The organism is Streptomyces sp. NPDC032745 (assembly GCF_055579465.1).
Window position 1 is genome coordinate 195931 of record NZ_JBVING010000011.1, and the last position, 14888, is coordinate 210818.

A 14888-nucleotide genomic window follows, 5' to 3' on the forward strand; every position below is an offset into this window, starting at 1 on the left:
AGCCATGGCTGAGGCTCAGAACATTCCGGCGGGTTCGACCACCGCCGGCGCGATCGCGGTGGCCGCCGAGTCCACCGTCGCCACCCGGATGAGCGCACCCCCGTCCTTCGACGTGGCGGACTTCCCCGTCCCCCACGGCCGCGAGGAGGAGTGGCGGTTCACCCCGCTGGCGCGCCTGCGTGGTCTGCACGACGGAACCGCGGTCGCCGACGGCACCATGAAGGCCCAGATCGACGCGCCCGAGGGCGTCACCGTCGAGTCGGTGGAGCGCGACGACGCGCGCATCGGCAAGGCCGGCACCCCGGTGGACCGGATCGCCGCCCAGGCGTTCTCGTCCTTCGCCAAGGCCACGGTCGTCACCGTGCCCAAGGAGGCCGTCCTGACCGAGCCGGTGCGCGTCTCGCTGCACGGCGAGGGCGGCACGACCTTCGGGCACACCGTCTTCGACGTACAGGCCTTCGCCGAGGCCGTCGTCGTCATCGACCACACCGGTGACGGCGTGCGCGCCGGCAACGTCGACTTCCTCGTCGGCGACGGCGCCAAGCTCACCGTCGTCTCCGTGCAGGACTGGGAGGACACCGCCGTCCACTGCTCCCAGCACAACGCGCTGGTCGGCCGCGACGCGACCTTCAAGTCGATCGTGGTCACCTTCGGCGGCGACGTCGTACGCCTCCACCCGCGGGTCAGCTACGCGGGCCCCGGCGGCGAGGCCGAGCTCCTCGGCCTGTACTTCACGGACGCCGACCAGCACCAGGAGCACCGCCTCCTGGTCACGCACGACGCCCCGCACTGCAAGTCCCACGTGGTCTACAAGGGTGCGCTGCAGGGCGAAGGCGCCCACGCCGTCTGGATCGGTGACGTCCTCATCGAGAAGAGCGCCGAGGGCACCGACACCTACGAGATGAACCGCAACCTCGTCCTCACGGACGGCGCGCGGGTCGACTCGGTGCCGAACCTGGAGATCGAGACCGGCGAGATCGTCGGCGCCGGCCACGCCTCCGCGACCGGCCGCTTCGACGACGAGCAGCTCTTCTACCTGCAGGCCCGCGGCATCCCGGCCGACGAGGCCCGCCGCCTGGTCGTGCGCGGCTTCTTCGCCGAGCTCGTCCAGCAGATCGGTGTCCCGGACATCGAGGAGCGACTCCTCGCCAAGATCGAGACCGAGCTCGAGGCGTCCGTCTGATGACCTACGTCAAGGCTTGTGCGCTGAGCGAGCTCGAGGAGAACACCCCGAAGCGGGTGGAACTCGACGGCACGCCGGTGTCCATCGTCTCCACCGAGGGGGAGGTGTTCGCGATCAACGACATCTGCTCGCACGCGAACGTCTCGCTCTCGGAGGGCGAGGTCGAGGACTGCATGATCGAGTGCTGGCTGCACGGGTCCTCCTTCGACCTGCGCACCGGCAAGCCCTCCGGTCTGCCGGCGACCCGCCCCGTACCCGTTTACCCCGTAAAGATCGAAGGGGACGACGTGCTCGTCTCCCTCACCCAGGAGTCCTGAGGCACCCATGGCAACGCTTGAAATCCACGACCTGCACGTCTCCGTCGAGGCCGAGAACGGCGCCCGGGAGATCCTCAAGGGTGTCGACCTCACCGTCAAGCAGGGTGAGACGCACGCCATCATGGGCCCCAACGGCTCCGGCAAGTCCACCCTGGCGTACTCGCTCGCCGGTCACCCGAAGTACACCATCACCGGTGGCACCGTGACCCTCGACGGCGAAGACGTCCTGGAGATGTCCGTCGACGAGCGCGCCCGCGCCGGCGTCTTCCTCGCCATGCAGTACCCGGTCGAGGTCCCTGGCGTCTCGGTCTCCAACTTCCTGCGCACCTCGGCCACCGCCATCCGCGGCGAGGCGCCGAAGCTGCGTACCTGGGTGAAGGAGGTCAAGTCCGCGATGGAGCAGCTCCAGATGGACCCGGCCTTCGCCGAGCGCAACGTCAACGAGGGCTTCTCCGGCGGTGAGAAGAAGCGCCACGAGATCCTCCAGCTGGAGCTCCTCAAGCCGAAGATCGCGATCCTCGACGAGACCGACTCCGGCCTCGACGTCGACGCCCTGCGCATCGTCTCCGAGGGTGTCAACCGCGTCCGCGAGACCGGTGAGGTCGGCACGCTGCTGATCACCCACTACACGCGCATCCTGCGCTACATCAAGCCCGATTTCGTGCACGTGTTCGCGAACGGCCGCATCGCCGAGTCCGGTGGCGCCGAGCTGGCGGACCAGCTGGAGGCCGAGGGCTACGACAAGTACGTGAAGGGTGGCGCAACCGCGTGACACAGATGCCTGGCCTCCTCGACATCGAGGCGATCCGCAAGGACTTCCCCCTTCTGGATCGCGTGGTCCACGACGGGAAGAAGATCGTTTACCTGGACAACGCGGCGACCTCGCAGAAGCCGCGCCAGGTGCTCGACGCGCTGAACGAGTACTACGAGCAGCACAACGCCAACGTCCACCGTGGCGTGCACGTGCTCGCCGAGGAGGCCACGGCGCTGTACGAGGGCGCCCGCGACAAGGTCGCCGCCTTCATCAACGCGCCGAGCCGCGACGAGGTGATCTTCACCAAGAACGCCTCGGAGTCGCTCAACCTGGTCGCGAACATGCTCGGCTGGGCGGACGAGCCCTACCGGGTCGACCGCGAGACCGAGATCGCCATCACGGAGATGGAGCACCACTCCAACATCGTCCCGTGGCAGCTGCTCTCGCAGCGCACCGGCGCGAAGCTGAAGTGGTTCGGCCTGACCGACGACGGCCGGCTCGACCTGTCCAACATCGAAGAGGTCATCACGGAGAAGACGAAGATCGTCTCCTTCACGCTGGTCTCCAACATCATGGGCACGATCAACCCGGTCGAGGCGATCGTCCGCCGCGCCCAGGAGGTCGGCGCGCTGGTGCTGATCGACGCTTCGCAGGCCGCTCCGCACATGCCGCTGGACGTCCAGGCGCTCGGCGCCGACTTCGTGGCCTTCACCGGCCACAAGATGTGCGGCCCGACCGGCATCGGCGTCCTCTGGGGCCGCCAGGAGCTCCTGGAGGACCTGCCTCCGTTCCTCGGCGGCGGCGAGATGATCGAGACCGTGTCGATGCACGCCTCGACGTACGCCCCGGCGCCCCACAAGTTCGAGGCGGGTACGCCCCCGATCGCCCAGGCCGTCGGCCTCGGCGCGGCCGTGGACTACCTGACCGCGATCGGCATGGACAAGATCGCCGCGCACGAGCACGCGATCACCGAGTACGCGGTGAAGCGCCTCCTGGAGGTCCCCGACCTGCGGATCATCGGCCCCACCACGGCCGAGGACCGCGGCGCCGCGATCTCCTTCACGCTCGGTGACATCCACCCCCACGATGTCGGCCAGGTCCTGGACGAGCAGGGCATCGCGGTGCGCGTGGGACACCACTGCGCGCGCCCGGTCTGCCTGCGCTACGGAATTCCCGCGACCACGCGAGCGTCTTTCTACCTGTACTCCTCTCCGGCCGACGTCGATGCACTGATCGACGGGCTGGAGCACGTACGGAACTTCTTCGGCTGACGAGGGCGACGAGGACGACGCAGTGAAGCTGGATTCGATGTACCAGGAACTGATCCTGGACCACTACAAGCACCCGCACGGGCGTGGCCTGCGCGACGGCGACGCCGAGGTGCACCACGTCAACCCGACGTGCGGCGACGAGATCACGCTGCGCGTGAAGTACGACGGCGAGACGCTCACCGACGTCTCGTACGAGGGCCAGGGCTGCTCCATCAGCCAGGCCAGCGCGTCCGTGCTGAACGAGCTGCTCGTCGGCAAGGAGCTGGCCGAGGCGCAGAAGATCCAGGGCGTGTTCCTGGAGATGATGCAGTCGAAGGGCAAGATCGAGCCCGACGAGGCCATGGAGGAGGTGCTGGAGGACGCGGTCGCGTTCGTCGGCGTCTCCAAGTACCCGGCTCGCGTGAAGTGTGCTCTGCTGAGCTGGATGGCCTGGAAGGACGCGACCGCCCAGGCACTGGGCGACGGCGCGGAGAGGAAGACGGCATGACCGAGAACGCGACGCCCGCCGAGGCGTCGATCAAGCCCGCCACCGAGGAGGAGGTCCGCGAGGCCCTCTACGACGTGGTCGACCCCGAGCTGGGCATCGACGTCGTCAACCTGGGCCTGATCTACGGCATCCACATCGACGACGCGAACATCGCGACCCTCGACATGACGCTGACCTCGGCGGCGTGCCCGCTGACGGACGTCATCGAGGACCAGGCGAAGTCGGCGACGGACGGCATCGTCAACGAGCTCCGCATCAACTGGGTCTGGATGCCCCCGTGGGGCCCGGACAAGATCACGGACGACGGCCGCGAGCAGCTGCGCGCGCTCGGCTTCAACGTCTGAGCCACCCCGCTCCGCGAAGGGCCCCCGGCACTCTGTGCCAGGGGCCCTTCGCGTTTTCCGGGAGCTCCCGAAAGCTCCCGGGAGGCCCTGCGTGTTCGTCCGGCGGACGATTGAAGTGCACCGGGAGTTGGCCACGGTGGCCGAACCTGCTCGACGGCCGTCACGGCGTGACGTGGTTCGCGCTCGGCTCGACTCGTGGGGACACCGATGAAGAAGCAGCTTGGTATCGCAGGGATCGCGGCGCTGGTCGTCGCCGGGACGGTCACGGTCGTGCCCGCGCAGGCGGTGACGTACGGGACGCCGACCATCAGCCTGTCCGCGGCGTACCTGTCCGGCGCCGTCGGCGCGGTCGGGGACCCCGTGGTCGACGTGACCGTGGGGCAGAGCGGCGCCGACGTGTCCGCGCTGACGGTCAGCGCCTCCGCGTCGAGCAGGGCCTCGGTCGCCGGCACGGGCGACGTGACCGTCACCGGGGCCGGGGCGGTGCGGCAGCTGGCCGTCACCGCGCGCGGCCGCGGCTACACCAGCCTCACCGTCAAGGTGTCGGGGCTGGGCGGCAAGAGCGCCACCAAGACCCTGTCCTACGCCGCCTCGGCCGCCGTGCAGAACCCTGCCGACGCCCGGTACTTCACCGGCGCCTCGGACTCCTCGGCCGCCGTGGACGTCGGCGGCGGCTACACCGTGGTCGCCGACGACGAGAGCAACGTGCTGCGCCTGTACGACCGTTCCCGCTCGGCCGCCCCGGTCCGGACCTGGGACTTCAGCTCGCAGCTCGGAGTCACCAAGGAGGTGGACATCGAGGGGGCGACCCTGATCGGCAACACCGTGTACTGGACGGGTTCGCTCGGCAACAACAAGGACGGCGAGTACAAGGCGCCCCGGAACACGGTGTTCACCACCACGGTGACCGGCTCCGGGCCGGGTACGCAGCTCGCGTACGGGCGCTCGTACAAGAACCTCCGCGACGACCTGGTGGCCTGGGACAAGGCGAACGGCAACCGCTACGGCTTCGCGGCCGGCACGGCGGCCGGCGAGGCGCCCAAGCAGATCGACGGCTTCAACGTGGAGGGGCTGGAGTTCGCGCCGGGCTCGACCACGACCGCGTACCTGGGCTTCCGCGCCCCGCTGGCCCCGGCGGTGCCGGGCGGCAAGGCGCTGATCGTGCCGGTGACCAACTTCGACAAGGTGCTCTCCAGCGGGACCAAGGCCACGTTCGGGGCGGGCATCGAGCTCGACCTCGGCGGGCTGTCGATCCGCGACATCCGCAAGAACGCGGCGAACCAGTACCTGATCCTGGCCGGCTCCTGGGCCGCGGACGACAACTCGGACCCGTACGCGCTCTACCAGTGGGACGGCGTCGCGGGCCACGCCCCGGTCAAGCGGGCCGACCTGCCGACGACCGACCCGGGCGGCTGGGAGGCCGTCGTGGACGTGCCCGACCTGTCGGTGCAGGGGGCGCGCGTACAGCTGATCACGGACAGCGGGTCCGCGGACCTGTACGGGGACGGCGTCGAGGCCAAGGACCTGACGCACCCGGAGTGGAAGAAGGCCCGGGCGGCCTGGTTCACGCTGAACTGAGGCAGAGGTGGCCGCGCAGGGCATGTGTACTCTCGTACACATGCCCTACGTACTGCTTGCCGCGGCCATCACCGCCGAGGTGGCCGGGACCACCGCCATGAAGTTCAGCGACGGCTTCACGAAGCTGTGGCCGTCGCTGGGCACGCTGGCCGGCTATGCCGTCGCGTTCACGCTGCTCGCGCAGACGCTGAAGTCGATGTCGGTGGGCACGGCGTACGCGATCTGGGCCGGGGTCGGCACGGCCGCCATCGCCGCGATCGGGATGGCGTTCATGGGGGAGGCGGCCACCGCCGCGAAGATCGCCGGGATCGCACTGATCATCGGCGGCGTGGTGCTGCTGAACCTGGGCGGGGCGCACTGATGGCCCCCGCGGGCACCGGCGGGCGCAGGTACGACCCGGACCGGCGGCAGCGGATCATCGACGCGGCGATCCGGGTGGTGGGCGCCAAGGGCATCGCAGGGCTGAGCCACCGCAGCGTGGCGGCGGAGGCGGATGTTCCGCTGGGCTCGACCACGTACCACTTCAAGACGCTGGACGACCTGCTGGTCGCGGCGCTGCGACAGGCGAACGCAGGCTTCGTCCCGGTGCCGGACGTCGACGACCCGGATCTGGCCGGGGCGCTGGCGCGGCTGCTGGGGGAGTTCCTGACGGCGGACCGGGCGCGGGCGGAGCTGGAGTACGAGCTGTACCTGGAGGCACTGCGCCGCCCGGCGCTGCGCCCGGTGGCGGCGGAGTGGACGGAGTCGGTCTCGGCGGCCCTGGCCCGCCGAGTGGACCCGCAGACGGCCCGGGCCCTGGTGGCGGTGATGGACGGCATCGGCCTCCAGGTCCTGCTGACGGCGGGGGAGTACGACGAGCCCTGCACCCGCGAGATCCTGGCCCGCATCCTGAACTCCGGCCCCGGCGGCACGTGAGGCGCGGGGGTCCGGGAGCCCGGGGGCCCGGGGCTACTTCGACGACACTCCCTGGCCGGCGGCCCGGACCGCGGCCAACGCCGCAGCGACACTGCCCTCGATGTCCCGGATCGGGTAGATCGCCTCACGCACCACCCGCTCCCGGTCCACCACCAGCGTCAACCGCTTCAGCCGGCTGACCCCCGCCGCCCGGAACGTCGGCAACCGCAACGCCGCCGTCAGCGAAAGGTCCGCATCGGAGAGCAGCGGAAACCGCAGCCCCTCCGCCTCCGCGAACTCCCGCTGCTCATCGGGCCGCTGGGTGGACACCCCGTGCACCGTCGCCCCTGCCGTCGTGAACTCCGCCAGCTGGTCCCGGTACGTGCACGACTCGAACGTGCAGCCCTTCGCCCCCGGGATCCCCGCCCACCCCGGCGGGTAGGAATCGGCCCGGGCGTACGCGCCGGGGAAGCAGTACAGGACCGTGAACGGCGTGTCCGCCACCGGATCCCGGACCTCCCCGAACCGGTCCGGCAGTGCCAGCTCCGGCAGCTGGGTGCCGCGCAGCGCGTGCACCCGTTCCGCCTCCCGCGAGGACTCCTCCGTCGTGGCCGTCATGTCTCCCTCTCCCAGGACCCAGGTGTCTCCCCAGTCCTGGAGGGCCACCAGGACCGGCAGCAGCCCCCGCCCGCGCGGGGTCAGCCGGTACTCGTGCCGCACCGGACGTTCCTGGTACGGCTCGCGCGTCAGCACCCCGGCTTCGACCAGCAGCTTCAGCCGCTCGGCCAGCACCTTGCGGGACATCCCCAGCTCGCGCTGGAACGCGTCGAAGCGGTGCACGCCGCGCGCGGCGTCGCGCACGATCAGCAGCGTCCACCAGTCACCCACCACGTCGAGGGCCTGGGCGATGGCGCAGTCCGCATCGTCGAGGTGTGTGCGCTGGGCCATGGGCACTCCTTTGTCCGTTGACCCAAGGCTGTCATGCTGACATAGTCCGTTCCCAAAAGGAACTGACCAAGGGTGCGGGGGGCGCGGTGCAAGGCTTCAAGGACGTGCCGAGAGCGGTGTGGCTGCTGGCGGCGGGAGTGTTCGTCAACGCCGTCGTCAGCTTCACCTTCGTCTTCGTCTTCCTGTACCTGACCGGCCCGCGCGGCCTCGGCGCCGCCCAGGCGGGCCTGGTCACCGGCATCGGCGGCGTCGGCCTCGTCGCCGGGAACTTCACCGGCGGCTGGTACGGGGACCGCTTCGGCCACCGCCGGGTGCTGCTCGCCGCCTCCACCGCCGGCGGCCTCGCCCTGATGTCCTTCCCGCTCCTGCCCACCGCCGGGCTCTACGCGGCCCTGCCGCTGGCCCAGTACGCCTCCGGCGTGGTCCGGGCCGCGAACTCCGCGCTGGTCGCCGTCACCGTCCCCGAGGGGGCCCGCCGGCAGGCCTTCGCCGTCGTCCGCTGCGTCTCCAACGGCGGCTTCACCCTCGGCCCGCCCCTCGGAGCCCTGATCGCGACCGGGCTCTCGTACGACTGGCTCTTCGTCTGCGACGGCCTCGGGACCCTGTTCTTCGCCCTCTGGACCGCGCGGGTCGTCCCCGCCCGCGGTGCCTCCCGCAATGCCGCCGCGGCCCCGGACGGGGGTCGGGGCCGCGGTCTGTGGGCGGAGCTGCGCGCCCGGCCCGCCGTACTCGTCCTCCTCGGCGCGATCCTGGTGACCGACCTCGTCTACCGCCAGCAGTACGGCACCTTCCCCGTCTTCCTCGCCGACCACGGACAGGGCACCCGGGCCTTCGGCCTCGTGATCGCCCTCAACGGCGCGGTCATCCTGCTGCTCGAGCTCCCGGCCGCCGTCGCGCTGCGCGCCCGGCCGCCGCTCCCGGTCATCGGGACCGGGCTGGTGCTGGTCGGGGCCGGGTACGCGGCGCTGCTGCCAGGCGTGGGGGTGACGAGTGCCGTGGTGATGATGGTGCTGCTGAGCCTCGGCGAGATCCTGTACAAGACCACCGCCACCGCGTACGTGGCCGACCAGGCGCCCGAGCACGCCATCGGGCGGTTCCAGAGCCTGTACGCGGGGGTCTCGGTCAGCGGTGTCGTCCTCGGGCCACCGCTGGGCGGAGCGCTGTACGCGGCCGCGCCCGGGCTGCTGTGGCCGCTGTGCGCGGCGCTGGCGGCGGGCGCGGGCGGGGCGGTGCTGTGGGTTTCGGTGCGGCAGCGGCGACACGCGGGCCGACCGGCACATGAGACCGGTTCGCAACCGCAGGCCGTCGCCGGTTAGGTTTCGGACATGACTGCTACGCGTACCACCGGCGCCGTCGCCGCCGGACTTGCCACCATCGCCTCCGACGGCACCGTCCTCGACACCTGGTTCCCCGCCCCCGAGCTGGTCGCCGAGCCCGGCCCGGCCGGCACCGAGCGCCTCACCGCCGACCAGGCCGTGGAGCTGCTGGGCGCCGCCGCGGCCAAGGCGATCCGCCTGGACGCGGTCCGCGACGTCGAGGTCGTAGCCGTCCGCACCGTGATCTCCTCCCTCGAGGACAAGCCGCTGGACGCGCACGACGCGTACCTGCGCCTGCACCTGCTCAGCCACCGCCTGGTCAAGCCGCACGGCCAGAGCCTGGACGGCGTCTTCGGACTGCTGGCCAACGTCGCCTGGACCTCGCTGGGCCCGGTCGCCGTGGACCAGGTGGAGACCGTACGGCTGAACGCGCGCGCCGAGGGCCTTTACCTCCAGGTCACCTCGATCGACAAGTTCCCGCGGATGACGGACTACGTCGCCCCCAAGGGCGTGCGCATCGCCGACGCGGACCGGGTCCGCCTCGGCGCGCACCTCGCCGAGGGCACCACCGTCATGCACGAGGGCTTCGTCAACTTCAACGCCGGCACCCTCGGCACCTCCATGGTCGAGGGCCGCATCTCGGCGGGCGTCGTGGTCGGCGACGGCTCCGACATCGGCGGCGGCGCGTCCACGATGGGCACCCTCTCGGGCGGCGGCAAGCAGATCATCTCGATCGGCGAGCGCTGCCTGATCGGCGCCGAGGCAGGCGTCGGCATCGCGCTGGGCGACGAGTGCATCGTCGAGGCCGGCCTGTACGTGACCGCGGGCACCCGCGTCACCCTCCCGGACGGCCAGATCGTCAAGGCCCTGGAGCTCTCGGGCGCCAGCAACATCCTCTTCCGCCGCAACTCGGTCACCGGCACGGTCGAGGCCCGCCCGAACAACGCGGTCTGGGGCGGCCTCAACGAGGTCCTCCACAGCCACAACTGACGCCCCGCCGCACCTGCGGCGAGCCGTCGCCGGTCCTCACGCCGGCCACCACGAGTGCCCTCCCACGGCCCCGCAACGGCCCGGGAGGGCATTTCGGCTTCCGGTGCGATGAAACCGCCGGTGGCGGGGACCGGCGTGACGTCCTCCCGCCCCGAGCGCGGGAGGACGGGCCGGTCAGGAGTGGGGGAGGGTGCGGATGAGGCCTGCGAAGGCCTCTTCCTCCGCCTCGGTCAGCTCGACCGACTCCATCGGGTGCGCGGCAGCAGTGCGCTGCGCCGGGATCACCGCGATGCCCTCGAACGCGCCGGGCTCCGGGTGGTGGAAGCGGGCGTCCCACAGCATGTGGCCGAAGCCGAGCACCCAGACGAGGGCGGCCACGAGCAGGACGGCAAGGCCGATTTCCTGGGCGGGGGAGATGGAGGGGAACACGCGGTCCTCCGGGGATACGGGCCGACATGGCCGAGCGTGGGGACACTGTCGAGCGTGGGGACACTCAACACCACAACCCGGGGCGAATGGGTGGTGATGTGGCGAGCGTCACGCCAGGGGCGAAAGTCCCCACTTGTCCGCAGAACCGGCCCGGCGGCCTCCCCGGTCAGTCCGCCAGGCGCAGTTTGAAGCCCTCGTGGCTGCGCGTGAAGCCCAGCCGCTCGTAGAAGCGGTGGGCGTCCGCCCGCTGCTTGTTGCTGGTCAGCTGGACCAGGCCGCAGCCGCGCTCGCGCGCCCGCGCCACCGCCCGCCGCATCAGCTCCGCGCCCAGCCCGCCGCCCCGGCGGTCCTCGCGGATCCGCACCGCCTCGACCAGCGCCCGCTCCCGCCCGCCCTGGCCGAGGCCCGGGACGTACGTCAGCTGGAGGCAGCCGAGCACCGTCCCCGTCCCGCCCTCGCAGAGGACCAGCATCTCGTTGCGGGCGTCCGCCTCGATCGCGGCGAACGCCTGCTCGTGCGCCTCGGTGACCTCGGCCCGCTCCTCCTCGCCGGCGACCGCCAGCAGGGCCAGTACGGCGGGCAGGTCCTCACGGGTGGCAGTACGGAAGATCATGACCGGAAGTGTGGCAGGGGGCCCGGACGTGACGGCGTCCGGGCCCCCTGCGGCTCAGGTCCGCACCGCGGTTACGGGCGGAAGCGGAGCACCTGCGGGTCGTGGTCGCTGTTCTGCGCCGAGAACTCCGCGTTGATGTGCACGCTGTCGTAGGTGAACGACTTGATCCCCGGGCTGGTCAGGATCTGGTCCAGTACCTGGGCGTTGCCCTGGTAGACGTACGAGTAGCGCTCCGCCTTCGGCAGCGACTTGATCGCCGAGTACAGCGCCCCGCCGTCCTCCAGCGCCTGCGTGGTACCCGAGAACTCGAAGTCGTTGATGTCGCCGACGGCGAGGACGTTCGCGTTCTTGTCCGCCGCCAGGAGCTCCTTGACGAAGCCGTTCACGGCCTGCGCCTGCAGCAGCCGCTTGGCCTCCGAGGAGCGGACCGGCGGCTGGTGGGACGAGGTCAGGCCCTCGTCGCCGCCCTTGGAGCCGAAGTGGTTGGCGATCACGAAGACCGTCTTGCCCTTGAAGACGAACTCGCCCGCGAGCGGCTTGCGGCTGTCGGCCCACGCCGGGTTCGCCGGGTCGATCCGGCCGGGGGAGTGGGTCAGGGCGGCCTTGCCCTGCTCCTTGACGACACCGGTCGCGGTCACCGCGTCGCCCGCCGCGCGGTCGGTGAAGGAGACGCGGGCCGGGTTGAACAGGAACACCTGGCGGATGTTGCCGCCGGGCTCGCCGCCGTCCTTGTTGTTCTCCGGGCTGATGGTGCGCCACTGGTACGCCGGGCCGCCGGCCGCGGCGATCGCCGCCGTGAACTTCGTCAGCGTCTGCTCCGCCGACACCGTGCCGTCGTTCTTGGCGCCGTTGTCGTCCTGGATCTCCTCCAGCGCCAGGATGTCGGGCGAGGCGAGGTTCGCGACGACGGCCTTCGCCAGGTTGTCGAACTTCTCCTGCGGGTCGCTCGGGTCGAGGTTCTCCACGTTGTACGTGGCCACCGCGAGCTCGTTCGCGGCCTGCGCCTTCGTCTTCTCGGGGGCGAGCGTGCCCGCCTTGACCGTGCCGAGGGTGCGGGCCACGAGGGTGTAGCCGCCGAACTGGTTGAAGTCCAGCGGGCCTTCGGTGGTGCCGGTCAGCTTGTCGCCGACGTTGGCCACCGGGAAGGGCTGCTGCGCCAGCGGCGCGAGCTGCTGGACCTGGAGCCGGCCGGTGTTCTGGGACTCGTACGAGCCGTAGATCGTGCCGCCGCGCTTGGCGGTGTTCTCCCAGCCCTTCACCGTGACCCACAGCTCCGCGTGCGGGTCGGTGGCGCCGACCACGCGCGAGGTGCCGATCTTCACGTTCATGCCCTCGAGGGACTCGTAGAAGTCCAGGGCGTAGCGCGAGGGCTCCAGGGCCAGGCCGTTGATGCTGCCGGCGGCGGCCGGGTCGCCCGCCGGGGCGTACTCGGCGGGCACGTTGTACTCGTTGATCGCGGTGGCCTCGGGCAGCGCGTTGCCCGAGGAGACGACGGTCACGGCCGGCTTGGAGATCTGGGTGACCGACTGGTTGCCGGAGGAGACGCCGCCGGGGATGTATTCGCCGACCAGGCCGGAGACCTTGACCGCGTCGCCGACGGCGACGGTCGGGACGGAGCTGGTGAAGACGAAGACGCCCTCACTGGTCGCGTCGTTGTCGTCGGCGTCCGGGTCCTGCATCCAGAAACCGCGCGAGCCGTACGTGCGCACGCCGGTCACGATGCCCGCGACATCGGCGACCTGCTTGCCGTTCAGCGGCGATATCCGGGTGGTGCCCTGGATGTCGTGGATGCGTATCGGATCGGCGGACGCGGCGCCTTCGGCGGCGTCGGCGGTGCCCGCCAGCAGGCCGGTGGCCAGGGCGGTGGCGACGAGTGCCGAGACGGCGGCGGAACGGGGATGCGAGGAGCGCATGGTCAGGAACTCCGGTGTGTGGAAGAGACGAGCGAGGGGGTGATGCGTGGTTTTGGCGGGATATGTGCGGTGGGTCCGCGGCCGGGCCGCAGGAGATCCGCAGGAATCCCAGTGGTTCCCCATAGATCTACGCGCGTCAATTTCCTGTGTGACCAGGGAAGTTGTCAAGGCCTCCAGGGGATACGGAAGCTGACTGTGGGATGAACCAAAGGAGATGGCCCCTCGGGCGCGCCCGATATGCGTCTACGCTTGTGCGCCGGACGGCCGCCCGCGGCGGCCGGACCACCGCCCCACCGCGTCCGCGAGGAGACCGCCCCATGTCCGCAGAGCCGCACGCCACGCTGCCGCCCGTACGGCTGCCCTCCGATGCGGAACTGGCCCGCGACGCCCTCGTCGCCCCGCTGTTCGCCCGCGCCGTACGGCTGGCCCGCTGGGCCGGACCGGACACCCGCGTCGACATCGGCGGCGAACTGGTCGCCGCACAGCTGCCCGAGGCCGCCGCCGCGCTCGGCTTCGAGGCCGCCGACGAGGAAGCCCCGGTGCTCGCGAGCCGGGCATGGCGCGTGGCCGTGGACACCGGCCTGGTCGACGTGACCGAGCCCGAGGACGACGGCGACGAGGAGTCCGGCACCGCCGTGCCCGGCGAGGACCTGGCCCTGGTGAGCGGCGGCGCGCCGGGCGAGGTGCTCGCCCTGTGGCTGGCCGCCCTGGACACCGTGCTCGCGGACGCGGCCGTGCCCGATCTGGACGGCCTCGTCGACGCGTTGGACGCGGGCGGTGAGATCGACTTCGACCAGCTGGACTGGAACCCGCGCCGCGAGGCGGACTTCCTCGACGGGGTCCTCGCCAACCTCTACCTGCTCACCGTCGCCGGGCACGGCGCCTCGGACGGCCCGGTTCCGCTGCCCGTGCTCGCCGCTTCGATGGTCATCCCGGAGGACATGAGCGAGCCGACCGACGCCGTGCTGGAGCAGGTTTCGGACGCGATGATGCGCCTCGACGACCAGTTCCGGCAGCTGGAGCCGATCGGGCTCGTGGAGTTCCAGCCCGTCGACGAGGCGCTGATGGCGGAGGCGGACGACGAGGAGTTCGCCGCCGGTTCGGTGGCGGGTGGCGCAGCCGACGACGAGGACGTCTCCCGGTACGGGATGGTGCGGCTGACCCCGCTCGGCCTGTACGGGATCCGCGCCCGCATGCTGGAGGCCGGGGTCGTCGCCCCCGCCGTCGGAGAGCTGGCCGACAAGGGCGCGGACGCCCTGCTCGACGCCGTTTCCGGCTACCCCGAGGGCGCGGCCCAGGCCGAGATCGAGCAGTGGCTCACCGGCCGCGAACTGCCCGCCGCGGTCGCCGAACTGCTGGCCGCCGCCCGCGGCGCCGACGAGGGCGGCCCGCTGCGCCGGCTGCGCTGCCAGCAGGCCCTCGCACCGGCCGGCCCGGAGGCCGAGCCGGCGGTCCGTGCGGTGCTGGACGATCCGGAGCTCGGCGGGCTCGCCCGCGTCTGGCTGTCCGAGCGCGGGGTGGCCGACGTACCGGCGCCGGACGGGGCGATGGTGTTCTGGCTGACCGTCGACACGATCGCGGCGCAGCTCGCGGCGGACGGGGAGGCCGCGGAACTGCCGCTGCTGATGGAGTCGCTGACCGCGCACCACGCAGGGTTCTTCGACCAGGTCTGGCGGGTGGAGCACCCGGCGACGGCGTACGTGCTGGAGGCTATGGGCCGGCTGCACCCGGACAAGAAGGCCGCCAAGGAGGCCCGCAAGGCTGCCTTCAAGGCGCGCTCGCGGCAGTCCTGACGCGCTGGAACGAGCGTGGGAACGAGGGTGGGAACGAGGGGGAACGAGGGGGAACGAG

16 protein-coding genes are annotated in these 14888 nt (G+C 71.3%); 12 read left to right on the plus strand and 4 right to left on the minus strand.

Translation table 11 applies throughout. The features are described 5' to 3' along the window. The first annotated feature begins 4 nt into the window (after positions 1–4). The 9 genes from sufD to ACZ5WG_RS27300 all read left to right on the plus strand — a co-directional run bounded on the left by sufD (position 5) and on the right by ACZ5WG_RS27300 (position 6849). Positions 5–1183, plus strand: coding sequence for a Fe-S cluster assembly protein SufD (sufD, locus tag ACZ5WG_RS27260; RefSeq protein WP_468726544.1), 1179 nt, complete (start codon positions 5–7; stop codon positions 1181–1183). Further along, positions 1183–1500, plus strand: coding sequence for a bifunctional 3-phenylpropionate/cinnamic acid dioxygenase ferredoxin subunit (locus tag ACZ5WG_RS27265; protein ID WP_053785806.1), 318 nt, complete (start codon positions 1183–1185; stop codon positions 1498–1500). The genes sufD and ACZ5WG_RS27265 overlap by 1 nt, the downstream gene beginning before the upstream one ends. A gap of 7 nt (positions 1501–1507) precedes the next feature. Next, positions 1508–2272: a Fe-S cluster assembly ATPase SufC gene (gene sufC / locus ACZ5WG_RS27270; protein WP_053785807.1), complete on the plus strand. Its 765-nt coding sequence runs from the start codon at positions 1508–1510 to the stop codon at positions 2270–2272. Continuing rightward, complete coding sequence (locus tag ACZ5WG_RS27275; protein WP_383508624.1) at positions 2269–3525, plus strand: cysteine desulfurase; 1257 nt, start codon at positions 2269–2271, stop codon at positions 3523–3525. Before sufC ends, ACZ5WG_RS27275 begins: the two co-directional genes overlap by 4 nt. A gap of 22 nt (positions 3526–3547) precedes the next feature. Further along, a complete protein-coding gene (sufU, locus tag ACZ5WG_RS27280; protein WP_030858995.1) occupies positions 3548–4012 on the plus strand; it encodes a Fe-S cluster assembly sulfur transfer protein SufU in 465 nt (154 codons plus the stop codon). After that, the gene (locus tag ACZ5WG_RS27285; RefSeq protein ID WP_030292256.1) at positions 4009–4356 is read left to right on the plus strand and encodes a metal-sulfur cluster assembly factor; all 348 of its coding nucleotides are present in this window, start codon (positions 4009–4011) and stop codon (positions 4354–4356) included. Before sufU ends, ACZ5WG_RS27285 begins: the two co-directional genes overlap by 4 nt. A gap of 207 nt (positions 4357–4563) precedes the next feature. After that, positions 4564–5934: a DUF3616 domain-containing protein gene (locus ACZ5WG_RS27290; RefSeq protein WP_468726545.1), complete on the plus strand. Its 1371-nt coding sequence runs from the start codon at positions 4564–4566 to the stop codon at positions 5932–5934. Positions 5935–5974: 40 nt separating this feature from the next. Further along, positions 5975–6295, plus strand: a complete 321-nt coding sequence (locus ACZ5WG_RS27295; protein ID WP_468726546.1) for a DMT family transporter — start codon at positions 5975–5977, stop codon at positions 6293–6295. After that, entirely contained in the window at positions 6295–6849 is a 555-nt protein-coding gene (locus tag ACZ5WG_RS27300) for a TetR/AcrR family transcriptional regulator (protein WP_468726547.1), read from the plus strand. Before ACZ5WG_RS27295 ends, ACZ5WG_RS27300 begins: the two co-directional genes overlap by 1 nt. Positions 6850–6882: 33 nt before the next feature. Here ACZ5WG_RS27300 and ACZ5WG_RS27305 read toward each other — a convergent pair whose 3' ends face one another. Further along, positions 6883–7776, minus strand: coding sequence for a winged helix-turn-helix transcriptional regulator (locus ACZ5WG_RS27305; protein ID WP_468726548.1), 894 nt, complete (start codon positions 7774–7776; stop codon positions 6883–6885). 86 nt (positions 7777–7862) lie between these two features. Between ACZ5WG_RS27305 and ACZ5WG_RS27310 the strand changes: the two genes are divergently transcribed. Continuing rightward, positions 7863–9092 carry an MFS transporter gene (locus ACZ5WG_RS27310; RefSeq protein WP_468726550.1) on the plus strand — a complete coding sequence of 410 codons (1230 nt, stop codon included), beginning with the start codon at positions 7863–7865 and terminating at the stop codon, positions 9090–9092. Between the two features lie 9 nt (positions 9093–9101). Further along, entirely contained in the window at positions 9102–10082 is a 981-nt protein-coding gene (gene dapD / locus ACZ5WG_RS27315) for a 2,3,4,5-tetrahydropyridine-2,6-dicarboxylate N-succinyltransferase (RefSeq protein ID WP_468726551.1), read from the plus strand. Between the two features lie 174 nt (positions 10083–10256). Here the strand turns inward: dapD and ACZ5WG_RS27320 are convergent, their stop codons facing one another. From ACZ5WG_RS27320 to ACZ5WG_RS27330, 3 genes are all read right to left on the minus strand, one after another. Next, positions 10257–10511: a hypothetical protein gene (locus ACZ5WG_RS27320; protein ID WP_468726552.1), complete on the minus strand. Its 255-nt coding sequence runs from the start codon at positions 10509–10511 to the stop codon at positions 10257–10259. Between the two features lie 166 nt (positions 10512–10677). Next, complete coding sequence (locus ACZ5WG_RS27325) at positions 10678–11124, minus strand: GNAT family N-acetyltransferase (protein ID WP_468726553.1); 447 nt, start codon at positions 11122–11124, stop codon at positions 10678–10680. 71 nt (positions 11125–11195) lie between these two features. Beyond that, the gene (locus tag ACZ5WG_RS27330; protein WP_468726554.1) at positions 11196–13037 is read right to left on the minus strand and encodes an endonuclease/exonuclease/phosphatase family protein; all 1842 of its coding nucleotides are present in this window, start codon (positions 13035–13037) and stop codon (positions 11196–11198) included. A gap of 317 nt (positions 13038–13354) precedes the next feature. On the opposite strand from ACZ5WG_RS27330, the gene ACZ5WG_RS27335 reads away from it, so the two are divergent. Beyond that, positions 13355–14830 carry a hypothetical protein gene (locus ACZ5WG_RS27335; RefSeq protein WP_468726555.1) on the plus strand — a complete coding sequence of 492 codons (1476 nt, stop codon included), beginning with the start codon at positions 13355–13357 and terminating at the stop codon, positions 14828–14830. Positions 14831–14888: the final 58 nt, after the last annotated feature.

Excerpts from the sequence above, each read along its gene's own strand:
- sufD (WP_468726544.1), top strand. The coding sequence starts at position 5 with ATGGCTGAGGCTCAGAACATTCCGGCGGGTTCGACCACCGCCGGCGCG.
- ACZ5WG_RS27265 (WP_053785806.1), top strand. The coding sequence starts at position 1,183 with ATGACCTACGTCAAGGCTTGTGCGCTGAGCGAGCTCGAGGAGAACACC.
- sufC (WP_053785807.1), top strand. The coding sequence starts at position 1,508 with ATGGCAACGCTTGAAATCCACGACCTGCACGTCTCCGTCGAGGCCGAG.
- ACZ5WG_RS27285 (WP_030292256.1), top strand. The coding sequence starts at position 4,009 with ATGACCGAGAACGCGACGCCCGCCGAGGCGTCGATCAAGCCCGCCACC.
- ACZ5WG_RS27290 (WP_468726545.1), top strand. The coding sequence starts at position 4,564 with ATGAAGAAGCAGCTTGGTATCGCAGGGATCGCGGCGCTGGTCGTCGCC.
- ACZ5WG_RS27295 (WP_468726546.1), top strand. The coding sequence starts at position 5,975 with ATGCCCTACGTACTGCTTGCCGCGGCCATCACCGCCGAGGTGGCCGGG.
- ACZ5WG_RS27300 (WP_468726547.1), top strand. The coding sequence starts at position 6,295 with ATGGCCCCCGCGGGCACCGGCGGGCGCAGGTACGACCCGGACCGGCGG.
- ACZ5WG_RS27305 (WP_468726548.1), bottom strand. The coding sequence starts at position 7,776 with ATGGCCCAGCGCACACACCTCGACGATGCGGACTGCGCCATCGCCCAG.
- dapD (WP_468726551.1), top strand. The coding sequence starts at position 9,102 with ATGACTGCTACGCGTACCACCGGCGCCGTCGCCGCCGGACTTGCCACC.
- ACZ5WG_RS27325 (WP_468726553.1), bottom strand. The coding sequence starts at position 11,124 with ATGATCTTCCGTACTGCCACCCGTGAGGACCTGCCCGCCGTACTGGCC.
- ACZ5WG_RS27330 (WP_468726554.1), bottom strand. The coding sequence starts at position 13,037 with ATGCGCTCCTCGCATCCCCGTTCCGCCGCCGTCTCGGCACTCGTCGCC.
- ACZ5WG_RS27335 (WP_468726555.1), top strand. The coding sequence starts at position 13,355 with ATGTCCGCAGAGCCGCACGCCACGCTGCCGCCCGTACGGCTGCCCTCC.